The organism is Desulfosporosinus sp. OT (assembly GCF_000224515.1).
Taxonomy (GTDB): Bacteria; Bacillota; Desulfitobacteriia; order Desulfitobacteriales; family Desulfitobacteriaceae; genus Desulfosporosinus.
The window spans coordinates 79,280-94,645 of record NZ_AGAF01000187.1 but is presented as its reverse complement, the minus strand read 5'-3'; the positions used below and the strand labels follow the sequence as shown (position 1 = coordinate 94,645).

General features: G+C 43.8%; 17 protein-coding genes. 7 read left to right on the top strand and 10 right to left on the bottom strand.

Annotated features, from left to right (window positions below; translation table 11 throughout):
• From DOT_RS18675 to DOT_RS18665, 4 genes are all read right to left on the bottom strand, one after another.
• The coding region (locus DOT_RS18675) for a lipid II flippase MurJ (RefSeq protein WP_040412788.1) at positions 1 to 780 on the bottom strand (780 nt) is incomplete at its 3' end.
• Between the two features lie 96 nt (positions 781 to 876).
• Entirely contained in the window at positions 877 to 1,050 is a 174-nt protein-coding gene (locus DOT_RS30655) for a hypothetical protein (RefSeq protein WP_157998493.1), read from the bottom strand.
• Positions 1,034 to 2,143, bottom strand: coding sequence for a stage II sporulation protein P (locus tag DOT_RS18670; RefSeq protein ID WP_009622092.1), 1,110 nt, complete (start codon positions 2,141 to 2,143; stop codon positions 1,034 to 1,036). Before DOT_RS18670 ends, DOT_RS30655 begins: the two co-directional genes overlap by 17 nt.
• 132 nt (positions 2,144 to 2,275) lie before the next feature.
• Positions 2,276 to 2,605, bottom strand: coding sequence for a phage holin family protein (locus DOT_RS18665; RefSeq protein ID WP_040412785.1), 330 nt, complete (start codon positions 2,603 to 2,605; stop codon positions 2,276 to 2,278).
• Between the two features lie 194 nt (positions 2,606 to 2,799).
• Here DOT_RS18665 and rpsT point away from each other — a divergent pair, with 194 nt between their 5' ends.
• The 3 genes from rpsT to DOT_RS18650 all read left to right on the top strand — a co-directional run bounded on the left by rpsT (position 2,800) and on the right by DOT_RS18650 (position 4,028).
• Positions 2,800 to 3,072, top strand: coding sequence for a 30S ribosomal protein S20 (gene rpsT / locus DOT_RS18660; protein ID WP_009622090.1), 273 nt, complete (start codon positions 2,800 to 2,802; stop codon positions 3,070 to 3,072).
• A gap of 394 nt (positions 3,073 to 3,466) precedes the next feature.
• Complete coding sequence (locus DOT_RS18655; RefSeq protein ID WP_009622087.1) at positions 3,467 to 3,706, top strand: hypothetical protein; 240 nt, start codon at positions 3,467 to 3,469, stop codon at positions 3,704 to 3,706.
• Positions 3,690 to 4,028, top strand: a complete 339-nt coding sequence (locus tag DOT_RS18650; RefSeq protein ID WP_009622086.1) for a type II toxin-antitoxin system PemK/MazF family toxin — start codon at positions 3,690 to 3,692, stop codon at positions 4,026 to 4,028. Before DOT_RS18655 ends, DOT_RS18650 begins: the two co-directional genes overlap by 17 nt.
• Before the next feature lie 276 nt (positions 4,029 to 4,304).
• Here DOT_RS18650 and holA read toward each other — a convergent pair whose 3' ends face one another.
• The 3 genes from holA to DOT_RS18635 form a co-directional block, all read right to left on the bottom strand.
• Positions 4,305 to 5,315, bottom strand: coding sequence for a DNA polymerase III subunit delta (gene holA, locus DOT_RS18645; protein ID WP_009622084.1), 1,011 nt, complete (start codon positions 5,313 to 5,315; stop codon positions 4,305 to 4,307).
• Between the two features lie 241 nt (positions 5,316 to 5,556).
• Entirely contained in the window at positions 5,557 to 8,094 is a 2,538-nt protein-coding gene (locus DOT_RS18640; protein ID WP_009622080.1) for a DNA internalization-related competence protein ComEC/Rec2, read from the bottom strand.
• The gene (locus tag DOT_RS18635; protein ID WP_009622079.1) at positions 8,091 to 8,669 is read right to left on the bottom strand and encodes a helix-hairpin-helix domain-containing protein; all 579 of its coding nucleotides are present in this window, start codon (positions 8,667 to 8,669) and stop codon (positions 8,091 to 8,093) included. The genes DOT_RS18640 and DOT_RS18635 overlap by 4 nt, the downstream gene beginning before the upstream one ends.
• Before the next feature lie 330 nt (positions 8,670 to 8,999).
• Between DOT_RS18635 and DOT_RS18630 the strand changes: the two genes are divergently transcribed.
• A complete protein-coding gene (locus tag DOT_RS18630) occupies positions 9,000 to 9,368 on the top strand; it encodes a YopX family protein (protein WP_009622077.1) in 369 nt (122 codons plus the stop codon).
• A 530-nt stretch (positions 9,369 to 9,898) separates the two neighbouring features.
• Here the strand turns inward: DOT_RS18630 and DOT_RS18625 are convergent.
• Together DOT_RS18625 and DOT_RS18620 are read right to left on the bottom strand one after the other, a co-directional pair.
• Positions 9,899 to 10,363, bottom strand: a complete 465-nt coding sequence (locus tag DOT_RS18625) for a hypothetical protein (RefSeq protein WP_009622075.1) — start codon at positions 10,361 to 10,363, stop codon at positions 9,899 to 9,901.
• 9 nt (positions 10,364 to 10,372) lie between these two features.
• Positions 10,373 to 11,698: a PhoH family protein gene (locus DOT_RS18620; protein ID WP_009622072.1), complete on the bottom strand. Its 1,326-nt coding sequence runs from the start codon at positions 11,696 to 11,698 to the stop codon at positions 10,373 to 10,375.
• Between the two features lie 751 nt (positions 11,699 to 12,449).
• Between DOT_RS18620 and DOT_RS18615 the strand changes: the two genes are divergently transcribed.
• The 3 genes from DOT_RS18615 to DOT_RS18605 all read left to right on the top strand — a co-directional run bounded on the left by DOT_RS18615 (position 12,450) and on the right by DOT_RS18605 (position 14,947).
• Positions 12,450 to 13,844: a cell wall-binding repeat-containing protein gene (locus DOT_RS18615; protein WP_009622070.1), complete on the top strand. Its 1,395-nt coding sequence runs from the start codon at positions 12,450 to 12,452 to the stop codon at positions 13,842 to 13,844.
• Between the two features lie 412 nt (positions 13,845 to 14,256).
• Positions 14,257 to 14,544 (top strand): AbrB/MazE/SpoVT family DNA-binding domain-containing protein, encoded by a 288-nt coding sequence (locus DOT_RS18610; protein ID WP_009622068.1) that lies wholly within the window; start codon positions 14,257 to 14,259, stop codon positions 14,542 to 14,544.
• Positions 14,537 to 14,947 (top strand): PIN domain-containing protein, encoded by a 411-nt coding sequence (locus DOT_RS18605; RefSeq protein ID WP_083824180.1) that lies wholly within the window; start codon positions 14,537 to 14,539, stop codon positions 14,945 to 14,947. The genes DOT_RS18610 and DOT_RS18605 overlap by 8 nt, the downstream gene beginning before the upstream one ends.
• 106 nt (positions 14,948 to 15,053) lie before the next feature.
• On the opposite strand, the gene DOT_RS18600 is transcribed toward DOT_RS18605, so the two are convergent.
• Positions 15,054 to 15,353: a hypothetical protein gene (locus DOT_RS18600; protein WP_139024248.1), complete on the bottom strand. Its 300-nt coding sequence runs from the start codon at positions 15,351 to 15,353 to the stop codon at positions 15,054 to 15,056.
• Positions 15,354 to 15,366 lie beyond the last annotated feature (13 nt).

Sequence of the window (15,366 nt, the reverse complement as noted above, 5' to 3'; positions counted from 1 at the left end):
CGATCCAAAGTTATTGTTGAACGTCACCTGTATGGAGTTCAGAGAATAACTAATAATGATAGGCACAGCAAGAGCGCCTATCCGCCGGACACCGGGATGGTGCCAGTCTATAAGCGGATGGTAACGCACTCCCACTTTTCGCAAAGCAGGAATTTGTACAGCAAAACTTGCGAACGCTCCCACAACGACCCCAAAGGCAAAACCAGAAATGCTATCAGGCTTGGCCGGATTGGCTAGAATCGTTCCAAAAAAAATAACACTGGCATTATAGAGCACAGTACCCAACGCTGACGGCCAGAAAATCTTGTAAGAATTCAAAACCCCCATTGTCAATCCGCTTAAGGCCATAAACAAGGGCTGGATCAAAAGGATTCGAGTCAATTTAATCGCCAAACCAATATTTCCAGTTTTCTCAAACCCCGGAACTACCAGATGGAGAAATTGGGGAGTGAAGATCAACCCGATAAAAACAAAGACTCCTAAAGTAAGAAATATCAAATTCACCACTGAACTGACTACCCGCCAGCCCTCGTCCTCTTTGTCTTTGGCAATATACTCAGAGAGGACAGGAATAAAGGCGGCACTTAAAACTCCGCCCACAAGTAACCAATATAATAAATCCGGAAGAATAAACGCAGTATTATAGGCATCTGTGGTTCCACTTTGTCCAAAAAAGCCAGCTATCAACGTTTCACGAAAAAAACCTAAGATTCGCGAAGCCAACTGAGCAGCCATTAAAAACCCAGCTGCCTTTACAAGCGTACGGTTGGTTGATGACATATGAGTTAACCCCTTCTCCCCATCGTCCTAATCTATCTTCCGAATTATAGCATCTTTCGCGTGGTGGTAAAAGAGGGAGGAAGTTTCGCAATTCCGCTAAAGCGCTCTCCAAGCTAAGAAAATTCCTCTAGCTTGGGTCCGACGGGGAAGCACGGCGCAGCGCTGTTTGCGTCTTTGACGCAAATACGCTTGGTCCGTAAGAATGCAGCCGGGTGCAAGTGGGGACGGTTCTTGCTTGCATACTTGTTGTGGACTAAGAAACTTTTTCATTCTTTAAGTAATCCGCTAAGATCTCTGCCACGGCTTCTGCTGCACCATTGGCTTCACTTAACGTATTACACTGACTTCCAAATTCCAACAACAACCCGCCATTTGATAGATGCTGGTTATACCGAGCATCGGCAGCATAACTAATGTTAGGCGAAAAGAGCCCCGGGTATTTTTTTTCTGCCAAAGCCATGAGTTCCTTGGCTAATTTCTCGTTTTTTTGCCAGTGGGGATTCATCTTCCCGATGATCACTAACACCTGCGTTACCTGGCGCCCGTTCACTGTGACCGTTCGCTTGGGAACTCCGGCAGGAAACCCATCTCTATGAATGTCTAACAGAATCTTTATATTAGGATAATCCTCGATCATTTGTGTGGCTGTTTTTACGGACTTTCCATACGCTTTCATGAAATCCACGGCATCATGTATTTGAGACGAGTGAACTGCACCAATTCCCTCCTTTTCAAGGTCTTTCATTAATGAATCTCCGACTGTAACGACATCTCCGTTTTCCCCTGTCCGCCGTTCAGGACCACCATCCCCAGAGTAGCATTCACTGTTGTGCGTATTATAAATCCCCACTTTAATCCCTTTAGCTCCTGGAACGAGAGTTGGGGGTGGATTCGAAGGAGTCACATCCTCTCCATCTGGTTTTGCAGTGTCACTTTCGAGCGGTTCAAGAATAGGCCCTTCAAACTCCGGATCATCAGGGTTATAAGCCCACCCCAGCCAAACGGGACCTTGTGGAGGAGGTGAAAAATAGCCTAGAAAAAATGTCCGAGGGTCTGCTACATTAACCCCTGTTAATAAAAACATTCCAACCGCTGCCCCTTGGCTCCTTAATAAATCCAAACGTGCGCGTTCCGGCTGAGAATAGCCCGGGGCTCCTTCCATTAAAATAGCTTCAAACGGAAACGACTGCTGGCTCAAGAAACTAATCAATTGACGGGAACTTCCGCTATGAATGGCATAAACTAAGCTTACAACAATTAGACAACTTACAAATCCTAGCAGCATCCCTCGAGCCCATTCTCTAACATTCCAAATTCGAAAATTATTTTTGCTATGCCGATGATAAAAATCTTCCCGTAACAAAGGACTTGTCCCCCTTCCTCTTAATGAAGAAGTATGAAAGACAAGTCCAAGGTAGAACATTACAGTACATTTTTTTCATAAATTGCATGCATAATCCGGAAAGATGACTAAACTACTAACAAAAAATATAAACTAACGAAGCGTCGTGGGAACAAAAACATCGACAATCCCAATAACGAGCGATGCTAGTAACGCACCAATAATGGAAACCGAAATAGAACCTGGCACAATAAACTGGCTAATGTAAATCACTACGGCAGCCGTTATAAAACCAACCGCCCCACGTCCCGTTCGCGTGATTTTATCTCCGAACACTCTTTCAACAGCATAACCTACGACAGCAATGACTAATGCAGCGATCAAGGCTCCTGTAAAACCAGCCACTCGAAGTCCCGGGACAATATAACTTACCAGAAGCAATACCACAGCCGAAACGACAAACCGTACGATCATTCCTAACATTACAAAACCCTCCAATCATTTTATCTCACTTTATTTCTAAAGCGTCATTAGACTCCAAGCATAGTTTAAACAAAATAAATGAAATTTATTAATATATCATTAATCTCTTTATTTTCCTTGATAAATTCTTATGTAAATGTTAAAATGTAGTTTGTGTACAACCGAGGAATAATTACCAAAGGGGGTGACTATTAGTGCCAAACATTAAATCCGCCATCAAAAGAGTTGAGTTGGCAAAAGCTCGCACGATTAAGAATGCTTCAGCTAGATCTTCCTTACGGACAACACTTCGCCGTTTCGAAGAATCAATCAGCACAGATTCCGAGACTGCAGCACTCGCTTTGAAAAAGGCTGCTCGTGCTTTGGATAAAGCCTCCTCCAAGGGTTTAATTCATAAGAACCTTGCGGCCCGCAAGAAATCCCGTCTTACGAAAAGATTTAGTAAACATTTCGCCCAAGTCGGGTAAAAAAGCAGACAAAAAAGGAAAGCTTGAACAGCTTTCTTTTTTTGTGCTGTCAGCAAGTATAAACTTGCTTTATAACTTTTTAAACATAAGGGCAACTAGGCAACCACCCTCGCCAAGGCTAACAAGAAGGCTAATACGTGCGAAGACAGTGTCTTCGTGGGCGCCAACTAAATTTACTTTATCTGCTTTTTTATATAAGCAAGAAAGTATAAGTTTCGGCTATGTCTTTTTCACTCATCTTGTTTTTACACGTAAAGGAGGAAAGTATCTGCTGTCGGTGATTGAATTTCGTTCAAAATTAAACAGAGTAAAAATATGCCAGTCTGGTTAGTTTATATGTATTGAATCTTCCTTTTTCTAGTTATATACTTAGTTTAGAGAGGAGGAAGGTTTAATGGTAATTGTTAATGATATCCTTTTAGAAAAGCGTCTATGGTCATCTGTAAATTATATAGGAGAGAATAACATGTCCGATAAATTGACTGTTGACCAAATGGAGCAGGAACTGGGATTAGATAAGATACAACCGGTTACCCTCACGCCTTCCGAGGAAAATGTTATGATAGAAGAAGAGGATTATTTCCAGGATTTCTATGAGGAAGAGTTGAGAGCGATTTATGGTAGATCTAAGTGATTTGCGATATGATGCCCAACATGGAGATTTCTTTTTTGCCAAGTTCGAGATAAGAGATTACATTAGAAACTCTCCAGTTTTCGTACTTAGTAATCAATGTGATAAAAACGATGACGTAGTTGTTTGTTTGTGCACAAGTCAACCTCCAAAGTCTGAATTTGATGCGAAAGTTCAACTTAGGAAGGAGACCTATGTAAGAACCAATAAAATACATACGATTAGTAGAAGCCAACTATTATTTAGAATCGACCTCCAGTTTGGACCGGGAGAATATGAAGAGTTAATTAATAAACTGCAAAAAGCATTAGATTTAAAGGCATAGCAACCTCCAAGAGGTCCTATGTCTTTTGTATTTTTATTGTCCAAGGATAGCCAGTGCGGCGAATGTGCTAAGACACTTCCTCCCCTCCCACCTTTCCCCCGTCGACCCCAAGCCTAGAGGAAGTGTCTTAGCTTAGTGAGCACTTTAGTGAAATCGCGTCAATGAGCGCAGAGGATAAGGCGTTAAGAAACTCAACGGTTGACATGCAGAAAGCCCAGAGGTTTTGAGTTTTAGCCTTAGCGTCAAGCGAATAGCGATGCAACGTGTGCGATCGTGCTAAGACACTTCTTCCCCACAAAATTTAATAATCATCATTTCCAATAATAATCCAGGATCCCCTCCCCCGGTCTTTAACGCCAAATCAGTATTCAAACACTCCGACAACGCCTTTGCCAATTGGTCTGTCGATATCCTAACGGATTGTTGCCAGACTTTTTGCGCTTCATAGGGAGAAATTCCCAACAAAGAAGGGGCTTCGGCTACATTTCCGCCTCGCTTGCGCAAAGCATTGCAGCCTAAAAGAAGCCGTACTTGACGAACCAGCAGCGCTAGGATCTTCAAAGGGTGCTCTTCACGCGACACCTCCTGCAACGTTTGGATAGCCTTAGCCGATGTTCGATTCGCCACCGCGTCCAAGAGATCAAAGATACTGGCCTCTATCGTGCGAGGCGTAATAGTTTTAACGTCTTCCACCGTTATCTTTTGTCGATCGCCAGTAAAAATTACAAGCTTATCTAATTCCTGACTCAAAACGCCAGTATGATGTCCTGCCCATTCAATAAATTGAGTTGCTACCTGAGTATCCATCGATTTTCCCCGTATTTTTAATTCCGACTGCACCCAGGCAAGCCATTCCTGCGGTCGCTTCGGACCACAAAATTCCAAAATCTCCCCAGCCCGGTCTATAGCCTTATAAAACTTTCTTCCTTTGTGCACATTCCCTGCTATAAATAAGAGACAAGTGGAGGGATTAGGATTGGAAAAGTAGTCCCAGAACGGCTCCAAGTCTGCCGTTTGTCCGTCCTGAAAATAGGTGACCTCTTCAACAACCACCAGGTGGTTGGCAAAGAAGGACATCGTATTGGCCCGCTCTACAATGCCACCTGGAGACAGCTCTTTTGCAGAAACCAATTCAATCCCGCTTCCAGACGGATCTGTCGTGAAATAAAACGACTTAAGGACTTGCAAGGCCTCTTGAATTAAGAAGCGATCCTCCCCATACCACAAATAAACAGGTGAAATCTTTCCCTTCACGATACTTTCTTTAATTCGTTCAATTTCACGCATTTTCTTAGCTCACCCCTTGCTTATTTTAACTCATTTTCAATCTTCATGGTACCTTTAAACGGCATGGGGGTCTGCTAATACCAAAAAAAGCCCTCCACGGTCAACGGATCGTGAAGGGGCAAAAGAAAGAGGAGGAGAAAAGAGATGTTCCTTGCTATTGTTGCCCATTATTTCCTTTTTATACATCCTCGGAATAATAAATGGGAATAATTCTCTAAATATCTGATTAATGCACAACAAATTAACGGCCAGGGATGATTTCCATCCCACGTTCACTTAACAAAAGTCGCAAAGTGCCTTGTTCATCCGTCCGAAAAACCGGGATGTGGCGTTCTTCCCAATACTGTAAAACTTCAGGCGCAGGATGTCCGAACGTGTTTTTCCCCACCGAAACCCATACTGCCTGAGGATGAATAACATCCAACCAAGGTCTGTACAGAGAAAACCGGCTCCCATGATGCGGCTCCTTAAAAATATTAGTCTCCACATCGACACCTGTCTCGAAAATTTCTTCCATTTCTTCTTGCTCCATATCCGCCGTGAGCAAGACACTTTGCCCTAAGTAGTTAAGTTTTAACACCAAGGAATTATTGTTTGGGTCCGAATGCGTCCCACTAAGAACCCGATGCGGGCCCAAGACATCCAACCAGGCCCCAGAATCGAGCTCAAGCCGATCTCCAGCCTGAAGCGTGCGTAGTTCTTCTGATTGACTGGTTCGCCCAAACGGAAGCCCCGCCTTCCATTCTTCATTTTCCAGTCGATCGACCACAGCGGGCACACCTACCCAGTCTGTCGGGATATTGTCAAACACCGCTCGAACTCCCCCGATATGGTCTTGATGTTCATGGGTGATCAACAAGGCATCCAAGTGCCCCGTACCAGTTTGCAATAAATACGGCAGGACAATGCGCTCCCCAGCATCAAACCGTTCACTGCGCGGTCCAGCATCCAACAAAATAGCATGCTTCTTTGGCGTGCGAATCAAAATCGAATCCCCTTGCCCGACATCGATCATGACTACTTCCAGATCGTGCCGGGAATTCCATGGACTCCACAGCAAAAGAACGATAAACAGTATCCCACCCCAACGAGCAAATAATTTATTTTCAAATCTCAAATATAGAGCAATTTTCAAGATCAGAGGTTGCACAACTCGCTGAAAGGCTCCAGGACATCGTTCCTGCATCTTTGCTGTTATCCTTCTAAACCCTCTGCCAAGCTGGAGCAACCTTACTCTTACCATAAAAAGCACGCGACGTTTTCCCCACAATATAATCCCGATTCCACCGTACCAGATTACCCAAAAGAGAGAACCCGGGTTTAGCACCCAGACATCAGCATAGGGCAATTCTGCCAATACCTTTAAAATCGAATTCGTCCCAGCCAAAAGCCATAAACTGACTTGAAACAGTGGTGCAGATAACACCCCAGAAAAAGAAAGCACCACCCCGATGAGCCCCACTTCGAGCACACTACCTAATATAAAAAGGATAAAGACATTGGCAAAAAAACCGATCAAAGATAAGCGATGGAAAGCCATGATCAACAACGGAAGCGTTGCCGCCTGCGCCGCTAATGTGCCAGCAACAGCTAACCGAAAGAGACTGGGGATCCGTTCAAACACCTTCCCTTTAATAATCCGAGGGGTAAGTACAATAATCCCCCAGGCAGCTGCAAAGGAAAGCTGAAAGCCGAGATCCCGAATAATTAAAGGATTTTGGATAAAGAGCCCTACTGCCGCAAACAACAACCAACGCAACGTTGCCACCTGGCCCCGCCCTAACCGTCCAAGCAAAACGACAATTCCCAAAACGGTCGCTCTGACAATGGGGGCATTTCCTCCACAAAGCGCAGCATAAAATAGAAGCGCTAGAATCGTTCCGCTAATTCGAATTTTCTTAGGTAAAAACCATAGGAGCATCCAAGATAATCCTAACACAAAGGCTACATTGGAACCCGAAGCCGCAAAGACATGAAGAACTCCGGTCACTTTGTAACGTTCCTGAACTGAATCCGGAATACGACTGGAATCTCCAAAGAAGATGCCCTCTAAAACCCCCGTTTCCTCAGGATCCCAGCCTTCAAGCCGACTTCGAACCTGCTGCCGAAGCCTCCAGGTTAGATTTGGCTCCCCCGCAGAAAGCAGTACAACATCCCCTTGCGCGCTTAGCGTACCACTTAACCCTCTAACTGCATCATAAAGACGTAGATCGAATGCCCCGGGTGTCCCAAGTGATTTAGGTCTTTCCAAATGCGCTTGGAAACCTAACAGGTCCCCGGGCAGAACCCGCTTCCACTCTCCCGGTATCTGCCCCAACTTATCGGCATAAACAGTCAATTGATAGGTCTGACCTTTTAACTCACCTCGAAGATCCGCCGGTGCCTCCGCCGCATTTTCTATCGCCTTGCTGCTGTTCTTCTGCACGACAGTGTCCAATTCCACATCTTCAAGGCATACTATCCCCACAGCCTTATCTTCTTCGATATGCCAATCTTTTAAAAAACCAGCAACCTCAACATGGTTCAAGCTAAGGGGCTCCGGCAGGATACGATCCGCAAGGGCACCATACGTATAACCAAGCACAAGACTGGCTCCTAGCAAGAGAATCTCCGGGCGAAACACCCGACCAAAAAAATCACGGGGCCGCCACAATATCAGACGAACCCCCAGCAAAACGAGAACCCCCCCCAAACAAAGACGCACCTGTTCCGGCAAATACGCTCCACTAAGGCCCCCTAGCAAGAGGGCTGCAGCTCGCCCGATCCAGACGTCTCTCATGGGCCAACCGTCACTTGCGAAGCCATTTTTTCGTAAGTTTTAGTACCAATTCCCGAAACATTTTCCAAGTCCTCCGGACGAGCAAATGGTCCATGTTCAGTCCGATATTGCAGAATACGTTCCGCCAACGCCGGACCAACTCCCGGCAGCTTGTCCAGTTCAGCAGCTCCAGCAGTATTAATATTAATCTTCCCTCCTATCGACGCTGGATTAACGCTGCCAACCACATTTATTGGATTCCCTACCACTGTCGACTCCGGCGAAAGAAGAATACTCTTATGCGGCACAAATACCTTTTGCTCATCTTTAAGTTTCTCAGCCGGGTTCATACTCTCCAGGTCAGCCTCAGGCAAAGGACTGACCAACTTCAAAGCATCATCTAAACGAGCATCCGGAGCTAAATGAACAAGCCCCGGTTTCTCAACTGCGCCAGCAACATAGACTACGATCTCCCGACTTGAAACCGTTTTTTGAAGATAAGCATTAGAACCATGAGGTAGAAAGAGCTTCCAAATGGCAACAATCACAAGGCCAATCAGTACAAACCACCAAGCATAGCGAAGCTTTCGTTCCATTGGCAACCGCTCCTCCCTTTACCTTATCTTCTATATGCTCTTATCCATATATCAACGATCCACGCCAAATTATCTGAAACTATTAAACTCTCTCTTCATACAACCATGGTTAATTCACTTTCGCTTTATTCCTTCTTTTTCCTGCTGAGAAATCTGATCTATCCTGTCGAATTGGGCGGTTCTAACTAGTGTCATTTAACTATGTTCACCATATTCTCACCCTTTTTCCTCAATGGTAAAAGATACAAGCGTCTCAACCCTCTTAAAAACATCTTCCTCTAGCGTACCTTTAGTAAAGGCCTTTCTAGAGTAATAAGGGGGTACCACATATTGAGAAAACTAAAATTGAGAGTTTGGGACAAGGTCAAAGAGAAAATGTTGAAACCCCAAGCCGTAAGTTTTGATACACAGAGTTCTGCCCCATTTGCAGTGAGTGTACCAGGTAGATCGTGGGAACCAATCGGGAAATTCGAATTGCTTCAGTGGACAGGTTTTTCTGATGAAAACGGAATTGATGTGTATGAAGGTGATTTAGTCAAAATCTCATCAGTCATTTACAAAATCATTTGGAATGAAACGCAAATGACTTTCGAACTTATCGAACTAGGGAGTTCATCAACGCGTGATATCAGTTCAATAATATTTGGTAGCGTTATAGGCAATGAGTTTCAAAATGAAACATTAACGGTTAACGAATAGGTTCAGTTCCGCAAATCCAAATATGCGTATTAGGAAAATCGAAGATAAATAAAAAGAGGCCACATTTTTTGTGGCCTTAACTCTTTTACCAGGTACAATTATCTACTTTATAACTTTTTTAGCTATTTCGTTAAGCTTGTTTCTATCTTTTAATCCTTGCCGAATTCTTTTGTACCAATCATATATTGTCAAAGTAAAGCACTCTCCTTTCAATGATTGAATTTTTAGAACATAGTAGTATTATGTTCTAAAAATCTACTATTATTGCGTTGCATGGTGATTTAATTAACGCCCTAAGGTCACTTTTCAGCAATTCTTTAGACACCCCCTTGATACTAGCAGGAAAATGCAAAACAGCAGACTTTTAAAAATCTGCTGTTTTTGTGCTCCTGCGTCACATTCCCCTCTAGCTATTAGACGGTGCACATAAAATGTGCCGTCTCCCCAACACTCCGTTCCCCGACCCAAGCCCAGAACGCAGTATGACACGAGCGCAAGGTCTTTACGTAAGCAGTTTAGCAAACTTCCGTTCAAGCGACCGACCCCAGATACGGGGCAGTGCACAAGGTCCCTTTTCGCCGTCCTGCAAGAAGGTCAATACGTGCGAAAACAGTGTCTGTTAGAAGGGTAATTCGTGTGAAAACAGTGTTTTCGCGGGCTTCAGGGACACTCAGCCATCCTGCAAGAAGGCTAATACGTGCGAAGACAGTGTCTGCAAGAAGGGCTAATACGTGCAAAGACAGTGTCTTCGCGGGCCAGCGAATGGCGCTTTTGGCACGATAGTCTCCAGTACGATAGTCTCCAGTGGAGAGTATCGCCGAAGCCGTGATCCCTCGATGAATTCTTACCGGCGTAGGATAGAATATCGCCGAAGCCGCGATCCCGAAAAGAATACTATCGCCGAAGGATGAACCCCGCTCCCCAAAGCCAGGAGCTTGAACGGTTAGTTTGCTCTGCGTCGTAGGACTGAACGCTGTGTCATACAAGTCCCCCATACAAGTCCTCTATAGCAACCGCGCCGCCCGCGTAGCCAGCTCGCTTCGTTCGCCATGAATCAGTCGAACCTGGCCATAGAAAGATTGACCATTTAACCGAGAAGCAACATAAGCTAACCCATTACTCTCCTTATCTAAATAAGGATGATCAATCTGATCCGGATCCCCGCAAAGCACAATCTTCGTTCCCTCACCAGCTCGAGTAATAATCGTCTTAATTTCATGTGCTGAAAGGTTCTGTGCTTCATCAATAATCATGAATTGATTAGGAATACTCCGGCCCCGGATATAGGTCAGCACCTCAATTTCAAGTTGCCTCTTCTTGATTAGCAGGTCAATCGCGCTGTCAACAATCGAATCGCCACCTCGCTCCCGCTCTTTTTCTCGCCGCGGACGAAGTAAATACTCAAGATTATCATAAATTGGTTGCATATACGGACGAACCTTCTGATCCTTCTCCCCAGGAAGAAAGCCAATATCCTTGCCGAATGGTACAATCGGCCGGGCACAAAGCATTCTAATATATACCTCATCGTGAACCGTTTGTTCCAGACCACTCGCCAAGGCCAGCAGAGTCTTCCCCGTACCTGCTGGCCCCATCAGATTAACCAGCTTAATCTCTGGATTATTGAGCATTTCCATGGCCCAAGACTGTTCCGTATTCTTCGGTCTAATGTCCCAAGATGCTCGACTTTTCTCCATCTGATAAACTAATCTCTTTCCATCTGGAGAAGACACAAGAGGCAGAATACAATCATCACTCAAAACTGCTTTTACACAGCGATTCGGCATCAAAGGCACCTGCAGAGGGATGTATTTATTTTGGTAAAGTGCATCAACTTCGCTATCCCCAAGCGGCAATATCAAGATCTCATCCATAATCGGAGGCAGAACCACTTTGTCATTATAATAATCTTCCGTTAAGATACCCAAGGCATCTGCCTTAACACGCATGGCGATATCTTTAGTAACCAAAACGACAGCACGTTTTTCCTCGCGCCCTAAATTTAAAGAAACCGCTAGAATTCGATTATCTGCTAAAGCTAGATTCGAGTTTACCGGCAATATTTCATTAGAGTAATGATTTAACTCAATCCGGATTTTTCCTCCGTTTGGCAAGAGAACCCCCTGTGAAAGTTGACCATCGTTGCGTAATCGATCAAGATGACGAATAGCCTCTCGGGCGGCTCGACCAACATTTTCCAAAAGCCGTTTCTTACTTTCTATTTCTTCTAAGACCACATAGGGAATAATTACATCGTTATCTTGGAATTGAAAAAGCGCATTAGGGTCATGCAGTAACACACTAGAATCGAGTACATATACTTTTTGCAAAAATATACACTCCTTTTATGTCGCTCTCTTATATTGTATTCCACTTCCTACCAATTATCTTCTGTTTGGCGACTAGTTACTGAACCCACCTCTCTTGATACTATATTCCAAACCTAGCTAACAATTCTTGCAAGCTATACCCGACTTTCATCATAAGGTTAACAACCTCATGATATGACTCAATTCCCTATTTTTTTCTTCGGCACACTCATTAAACCTATACCATTATGTTCTTGATCTTAGTGAAATTATAACATGCACAGGTAAAAAGACACTCATTAATTATGTTAAGAAGATGTTAACTGATATCAGTCTTTTTACACCTTTATTAACCTTATTTAAAACCCTGTTTCTTAAACGATCCCCTTTTGCACATACGCCATATAACCTTCAGTCGAAAGCCAATAAGCTTACATAATAAAGATTTAACAAAAACATTTACAGCGCTTTCTATATCAATTTAAATCAAAGCAAAACCTTAATAACAGTTGCAATTTATTACGTTTAAATAAACTCTCTTCTTATAATACTGCCCATAAATAATATAACAGTATTTCATTTGAGAAATATCTTACATTAAGGCAATTAAAATTAAACTCTATCTTTTTCCTTCAATTTCCTATTGATTATTATCCTTGTTATTGTTATATTTCTATCTGTGCTCACGAAACAATCCGTTTCAAATCAATTTAAAACCGTTAAAGTTTATTTTAATCTTTAAATACTAAAATAACGAGGGGGAAATTTACAAATGAAAAACATGAATAAAGCCTTAGCTTCTTTAACAATCGCAGGTATGACATTAGGTATGCTCCCGTTCAACGCCTTTGCTGTAGGTACAATTCCACCTCGCTTATCAGGAGATACCGCTGCACAAACTGCAGTACAAATAGCTGAACAAACAGGCACCACGGATACCGCCATTCTCGCATCATCAGCTTCTTACGGAATGGTTGATGCCTTAACCTCTGGTCCGCTCGCAACGTTCCTTAATGCCCCAATCCTCTTGCAAGAGCCTGGATCAGAACTCAATTCGGACACCAAAGCTGAACTTGCAAAACTTGAAGTTAAGAAAGTTTACGTGACCAGCGGAACTGCCGTGATCAGTCAATCCGTTCTGGATGAGTTAACGGACATGGGCATAGAAGTTATTTCCCTGGGTGGAGCTGATCGCTTCGAAACATCTGTAAATATCGCTAATAAAATGATTGAACTGGGTGCATCGATCAACAAAGTTGCTGTTGCATACGGTTGGCTGAACCAAGATGCTCTCTCCATCGCCCCGATTGCTTCTGCTCAAACCGAACCGATTCTCTTAACTGAAAAAAATGAAATCCCTGCTAGTGTACAAGATTTCTTAACTACAAATACGAGTGTCGTCACAACGGATGTTATCGGTGGAACTGGCGTAATCAGCGATACCGTAAAAGATGATTTGCCAAGCGCAACACGCTACTTTGGAACCACAGCCTACGACACAAATGTAGCCGTGCTCAAAGCCTTTGACGACATTTTAACGTATGATAACGTCTTCGTGGCAAATGGTGAAACAGCCATCGACGCTCTTGCCGGGACACCTCTTGCTGCCAAAAACCATGCCGGGATCGTACTGACCAATGGAGCAACAAATGAGGGCACGACTTATGCTAGCGGTAAACTGTCTGAATCCAGCGTTGTCACCGCTCTAGGTGGTACAGCCGTCGTTCCTGACAGTATTATCACGGACATGACTGCAAACCAAACTGCAGCCGCTGCCGCTAAAGCAGCAGCGATCACCAAGATTGACGGAATTGATAAAGACGGAGATGCCACCAATATAACAGTACAGGATCTGAAAGATGCTGGGGTTACAGCAGCAGATGTTGTTGATGCGAACTTAGTTGCGTACCAAGCAGCGATTTCCTCAGCAGAAGACTTGGCACTGGACACCACGGATAAGATTCAACAAATGGTAACCGACATCAACACAGCCCAAGCTGCCGCTGTAACCAATGCAGCGATCACCAAAATCGATGGAATTGCTCAAGACGGGGATGCTACGAGCATAACTGCACAGGATCTAAAAGATGCTGGTGTAACAGAAACAGACGTTCTTGATGAAACCTGGAAGCGTACCAAGCCGCAATTGTCTCAGCTGATGACTTAGCTCTAGACACCACTGTTGAAATTCAGCAAATGGTAACTGATGTAAATGCGGCAGCTCAAGGAGAATAACTAGTAAGGGGCGTAGCGAAACTAAGTTTCGCTACGCCCCTCTATTTTTAGTTTGCATAATTTCCGACAGTGCACATGAAACGTGCCGTCCCCCCAGCGCTTCCGTTCCCCGGAGCCCAAGCCCAAGGACGCAGTATAATACGAACGTGGAGTATTCACCTAAGCAAATAAGCAAACTCCAGGAAAGCAACCCCAGATACGAGGTAGTGCACACAGACCTATGCTGCCGGCAGTTATACCAGGTCCCCCCGCCCTAAAACCTAATGTCTAACAGAAGAACTTGACTTTTAAAAAAGTATTACTTAAAATTTAGGTAATACTTTTTTGGTGGAGGTACATTTATTATGACAAAACAACTTCTCTCTGGAAAATTAACTAGCAAAGGTCAACTAACTATTCCAGTAGAATTGAGAACTCTTTTAAACCTTAACGAAGGAGATAGATTAGCCTTTGTCTTAGATGAAAATGAAAGAATTATTGAAGTCCAACCCAGAATCAAGAAGTCAATTCGAGGAGTAATGGGAGCGCTAAAAGTTGCCAAAAACATCAATGTGGAGGAAGCAATTGATTTGGCCAGGGCAGAACGGGCAAAAGAACTTAATGAGAGGTCAATGGAGTTAACAGATGAATAAGAAAATGATAGTCGATACTAATATTCTTATTCGTTTATTTACGAAGGATGATGACACTCAGATTGAGCAATTAGTTCAGCTTATGGAACAAGGCGATATAGCATTTCATGTTCAGTCAATTGTTCTCATTGAAGCTTACTGGGTCTTACGAAAAGTATATAATTTTGCTAAAGAAACGATTTTGCGAGTCTTCGAAGATTTCATTGAAGCTGATGAAGTTGAGCTTGACGAAGATGGTTTAGTACAACGTGTCTTAGCTCAGTTCCGAGGAGTAAATGTTGATTTAGTAGATGTTTACATAGCTGAGAAATCAAAAAGTTTGGAGTTGTCGGTATTAACTTGGAATGCTAAAGATTTTAGAAAGCTAGAATGTGAATTTTACAGGCCACAAGATTTAATATAAAAATTGTTCGGGTATCGCCAAGTAAAACTAATAATGTCCCAATGACGAGAAGGATGCTATATGGCATCCTTCTTTAGTATATTTCTAGGAATTCTTTAGCAGATTTTCAGTCTCCCCAGCCTTCCGTCCCCCGTCCCAAGCCCAGGACGCAGTAAGACACGAGCGCGAGGTCTTTACGTAAGCAGAAAAGCAAACTTCCGTGAAAGCGACCGACCCCAGATACGGGGCAGCGCACAAGGACGTGCGCTGCCGCCAATGCGCCAAGGATGGCGCTTTTGGCACGATAGTCTCCAGTGGAGATTATCGCCGTAGGCGGGTTCTTTAAAATAATGCTATCGCCGAAGGATGAACCCCGCTCCCCAAAGCCAGGAGCTTTCACGGTTAGTTTGCTCTGCGTCGTAAGCACCGAACGCTGTGTC

Excerpts from the sequence above, each read along its gene's own strand:
- DOT_RS30655 (WP_157998493.1), bottom strand. The coding sequence starts at position 1,050 with ATGAAAAAGTTTCTTAGTCCACAACAAGTATGCAAGCAAGAACCGTCC.
- DOT_RS18635 (WP_009622079.1), bottom strand. The coding sequence starts at position 8,669 with ATGGAACGAAAGCTTCGCTATGCTTGGTGGTTTGTACTGATTGGCCTT.
- holA (WP_009622084.1), bottom strand. The coding sequence starts at position 5,315 with ATGCGTGAAATTGAACGAATTAAAGAAAGTATCGTGAAGGGAAAGATT.
- DOT_RS18640 (WP_009622080.1), bottom strand. The coding sequence starts at position 8,094 with ATGAGAGACGTCTGGATCGGGCGAGCTGCAGCCCTCTTGCTAGGGGGC.
- DOT_RS18650 (WP_009622086.1), top strand. The coding sequence starts at position 3,690 with ATGGTAGATCTAAGTGATTTGCGATATGATGCCCAACATGGAGATTTC.
- DOT_RS18665 (WP_040412785.1), bottom strand. The coding sequence starts at position 2,605 with ATGTTAGGAATGATCGTACGGTTTGTCGTTTCGGCTGTGGTATTGCTT.
- DOT_RS18625 (WP_009622075.1), bottom strand. The coding sequence starts at position 10,363 with ATGGGGGACTTGTATGACACAGCGTTCAGTCCTACGACGCAGAGCAAA.
- DOT_RS18615 (WP_009622070.1), top strand. The coding sequence starts at position 12,450 with ATGAAAAACATGAATAAAGCCTTAGCTTCTTTAACAATCGCAGGTATG.
- DOT_RS18655 (WP_009622087.1), top strand. The coding sequence starts at position 3,467 with ATGGTAATTGTTAATGATATCCTTTTAGAAAAGCGTCTATGGTCATCT.
- DOT_RS18610 (WP_009622068.1), top strand. The coding sequence starts at position 14,257 with ATGACAAAACAACTTCTCTCTGGAAAATTAACTAGCAAAGGTCAACTA.
- DOT_RS18605 (WP_083824180.1), top strand. The coding sequence starts at position 14,537 with ATGAATAAGAAAATGATAGTCGATACTAATATTCTTATTCGTTTATTT.